Annotated in this window: 3 protein-coding genes and 2 pseudogenes; 3 read left to right on the top strand and 2 right to left on the bottom strand. The window is 69.2% G+C overall.

Features of this window, described 5'->3' with window-relative positions; genetic code table 11:
• Together GT030_RS07410 and GT030_RS37060 are read left to right on the top strand one after the other, a co-directional pair.
• Positions 1 to 242, top strand: a pseudogene (locus GT030_RS07410) (hypothetical protein); the annotation flags it as partial.
• 266 nt (positions 243 to 508) lie between these two features.
• On the top strand, positions 509 to 631 hold the full coding sequence (locus GT030_RS37060; RefSeq protein WP_272920667.1) for a hypothetical protein: 123 nt from the start codon (positions 509 to 511) through the stop codon (positions 629 to 631).
• A 31-nt stretch (positions 632 to 662) separates the two neighbouring features.
• Here GT030_RS37060 and GT030_RS07405 read toward each other — a convergent pair whose 3' ends face one another.
• On the bottom strand, positions 663 to 1,661 hold the full coding sequence (locus GT030_RS07405) for an endonuclease/exonuclease/phosphatase family protein (RefSeq protein WP_161200391.1): 999 nt from the start codon (positions 1,659 to 1,661) through the stop codon (positions 663 to 665).
• A 237-nt stretch (positions 1,662 to 1,898) separates the two neighbouring features.
• Here GT030_RS07405 and GT030_RS07400 point away from each other — a divergent pair, with 237 nt between their 5' ends.
• Positions 1,899 to 2,342 carry a hypothetical protein gene (locus GT030_RS07400; protein WP_161200390.1) on the top strand — a complete coding sequence of 148 codons (444 nt, stop codon included), beginning with the start codon at positions 1,899 to 1,901 and terminating at the stop codon, positions 2,340 to 2,342.
• A 450-nt stretch (positions 2,343 to 2,792) separates the two neighbouring features.
• Here the strand turns inward: GT030_RS07400 and GT030_RS07395 are convergent.
• Positions 2,793 to 3,217, bottom strand: a pseudogene (locus GT030_RS07395) (hypothetical protein); the annotation flags it as partial.

The raw sequence follows: 3,217 nt of genomic DNA, 5'->3' as shown, positions 1-3,217 counted from the left end.
CCGGTGACTGCATCACCGTGGTCAGCGGTCTGGGCGCGAAGTCTCTGAACATCCGCAACGAAAGCCGCAAGGCCGTCGAGCTCTTCCGCGGGGCCGTCTGCGACAACGGCGCTCCCATCGCCACCGTCGGCCCGCACAGCTCCAGCTACGGCGTACACCCGGGCCGGATCAAGGGCATCGACATCGACGACGGTGTGGTGGGCAGCTTCCGGGTGGTCAAGCGTCACCACGACGAGTACTAGGCCGTAGCCGACCGCATACTGTGGATCCCCGGCCCGCCGGAATCGGGCCGGGGATCCAGTCTGTCCCATATGCGTGGCGGTCACGTCCCCCACCGCCCTGCCGGTGCCGGGATGCCGGGCGAGCGGCATCCGGCGCCCGCGCGGCCGTCCCCCGCCTTCACACGCAGCCCCACCTGCGGCTTTATACCCGCCGGTGTGTGCTCTCAGGCCGCCGCCCCCGGCTGTGTGCCCGGCGCTTTCCGGCCCGCAAACGGGTGAGGAGTGACATGAGCATCCGCCCGGTGGAAGACGTGAGCGACGACACCTACGTCCTGGACCGCCTCATTGTCACGCTGACCCCGGCGCTGCCCTGGCTGGGACACCAGGCCCGCTGGGAGGAGCGGCGATGACGGTGCCGTGGCTGTTTCATCGCAGGCGGGGTCAGTCGAAGTCGAAGGTGGCGACGACGGGGGCGTGATCGGACTCGGGGTACTTGACATCCGTGGCAAAGGCGAGGGACTCGTCGTGGAGAACTTCGTTGTGGATCTCTGAACCTCGGTAGTGCGGCAGGAGGTTGCGGGTGACGAGCATGTGGTCGAGCATCTGGCCGCGGCCGTGGTGGAAGAGCGTGTAGCGGGCCTCGTGGGGAATGGTGTGCTCGATGGGGACCAGAACGCGGGCGGCGAGGTCGCCGTTCCCGGTGTCCTCGACATTGCCACAGATCGCCAGGACCGGGACTTCCTCGGGTTCGGCGTTGAAGTCGCCGGCGACGATGATGCGCGCGTCCGGGTCCGCGCCGAGGATCTGGTCGACCAGGCGCCTGACTTCCAGGGCCTGGCTCATGCGCTTCATGGACGACAGGAAGCTGCCTTCAGCCCAGGCGTCGGCGGTGCGCCACATGCCCTTTTGGGAGTCGAGTACCTGGCCGGGGATCTCGGTGGGGATCTTGGACTTGAGGTGCACGGTGATGATGTGCAGCAGGCGGCCGGGTTCGGCGTGGTCGATGTCGATCTGTGCGTGCAGGATGGGCCGTTCGATACCGATCGGGACCGGCGCCGGGTCGGGGGGTGTGGCGGTGAGCCGCTGGTAGCGGGGCTCGGCGACCAGGTCGTTCTTGAGCTGCTGGTGCTTGATGACCGGCAGGTGGGTGGCGACGACCAGGTTGCGCATGTCGAAGACCGCGTCGTCCTCGGGTTTGGTACTGACCAGGCTGGCCCCGTCGAGGTTGGTCCCCGCGAGCAGCTCCTGCAGCGCCAGCAGCGCACGGGGCTGGCCCGGGCGCTCCTGACCGTGGACTTCCTGGAAGCAGGCGATATCAGCGCGCAGTCGGCTGATCTGCGGCTTCATCAGCTTGACGCGTTCCGCCAGTGACGGATGCGCGGTCGGCGCGGTCTCGTCGAGGTTCTCCAGGTTGAACGTGGCAATCCGGATCTGTGTCACAGGTGCCCCAGGGTTCGCCGTGGTCGATATACACAGAGTAAGGAAAACGGTTACGCATTGTGAGGAAGGCGGCTCGGCGTTTCGCCTGTCGGCTGCTCCGTCTCCGACGACCAGGCACCCCCGCCGCTCGCACACCATGCGCCCCCAGCCCGGCCGTAAGCCGCCGCGCGCTGGGTGACCGAGGCCGTGTGACCCCCGACCCCGCTGCCCGAGCAGGCCGGGGCCGTTGAGCGGGGAATGGGAACCACGATCAGGACTTCCACCGCCACGGTGATGCTTGCGGCCGTCGTCATCCTGCCCGGCCTGGCGCCGGCCTCGGCGGCGGCAGACGTTCACCGGGGCGACTGCGGGCCCTGCCGGCTGTCCGATGACCGCGTGTGCCTGATGGTTGCCCGCGGCAAGCAGGGCAACTCCTGGCGGGTCACGGTCCACCTGCACATCCCCCACCAGCGCGGCCACGACCGGGCGTTCGCCGCGGGCCTGGTCGGCACAGGTGGTCACGTCTGGCTGGAACGCCGGCACGTCGGCCACATCCGGACCCTGGGCCGGATCACCGCGGAAGGCGACGCGATCGTCTCCCAGGGCCAGTACCACTCCGTGTACGACGGCCCCGGCTACAGGACGCGGGCCTGCGGGGACGCCAAGGGCGGCCGCCTGCGCGCGTGCACGGCCTGGCACTGACCACCGTCCCAGGCACTGCCCGCCGGGCCTCCCGGCCGAGCCCCGACCTACCCTCGCGGAAGCCATTGCCAGTGCGGACTCCAGGCCCCTGGGCCGGGTCCCCAGTGCTGTGTGCGTCACCACCGTCCGCCGTGGGTCGCCGCAATGACGTCCACCCCGCATACCCGCACGGGGACGCCCCTGCGGGCTGTCTCCCGACCTCGCACACGGTGGAGGGCCCAGCCTCCCGCCTGGGCCCTCCCGAATCTCCTCGAAGCCGCCGTCGTCTGGGCAGGTGGCTGTGGGTTGCAACCACCGCGGGTCCTGACTGGGAGGCCGACCGCGACTGGCCACGCTGTCCCTGTCGCTTACCGGGGTGAGGCCGGGGGGCGCCGCGATGCAGCGTGAGGTGCAGCGCCATCATCGTGTTGCAGGCGATGTGGGTGTCAGGCGGCGAACAGACGTCGGCGGTCAGTCCGGGGAGAGCGGAGTTGGCGCGCCATACCCCTGACCCGGAGATGCCTGGTTCCGGTGGAGCACCGCGAGATCGCGCCCCAGCCCTACGACGAGTCTTCCGTTGTTCGTGAAGCACGCTCCTTGGCAGGAGGGGGCGATGAGCTTCTGCACAAGCTTTCTCGACCGCAAGTCCCATACACGGACCGTGTTGTCCCAGCTTGTGGTGGCGGCGATGGGTGTGCCCTCCAGCACGGTTGAGACTACGTCGGTCACTGTGTCGATGTGGCCGGTGAGGGGTTCGGCGATGGGTTGGCCGGTGGTGAGGTCCCAGAGCCGGACGGTGTGGTCGGAGCTACCGGTGACGGCGATGGGGGTGTTGTCCAGGAGGGTGCAGGCCACGGCGTTGACGGGGCCGTTGTGGCCGGTGAGGGGTTCGGCGA

This window comes from Streptomyces sp. SID1328 (assembly GCF_009865595.1).
Taxonomy (GTDB): Bacteria; Actinomycetota; Actinomycetes; order Streptomycetales; family Streptomycetaceae; genus Streptomyces; species Streptomyces griseoluteus.
The sequence above is the reverse complement of the archived record's forward strand: the minus strand, read 5'-3'. Positions and strand labels throughout refer to the sequence as shown.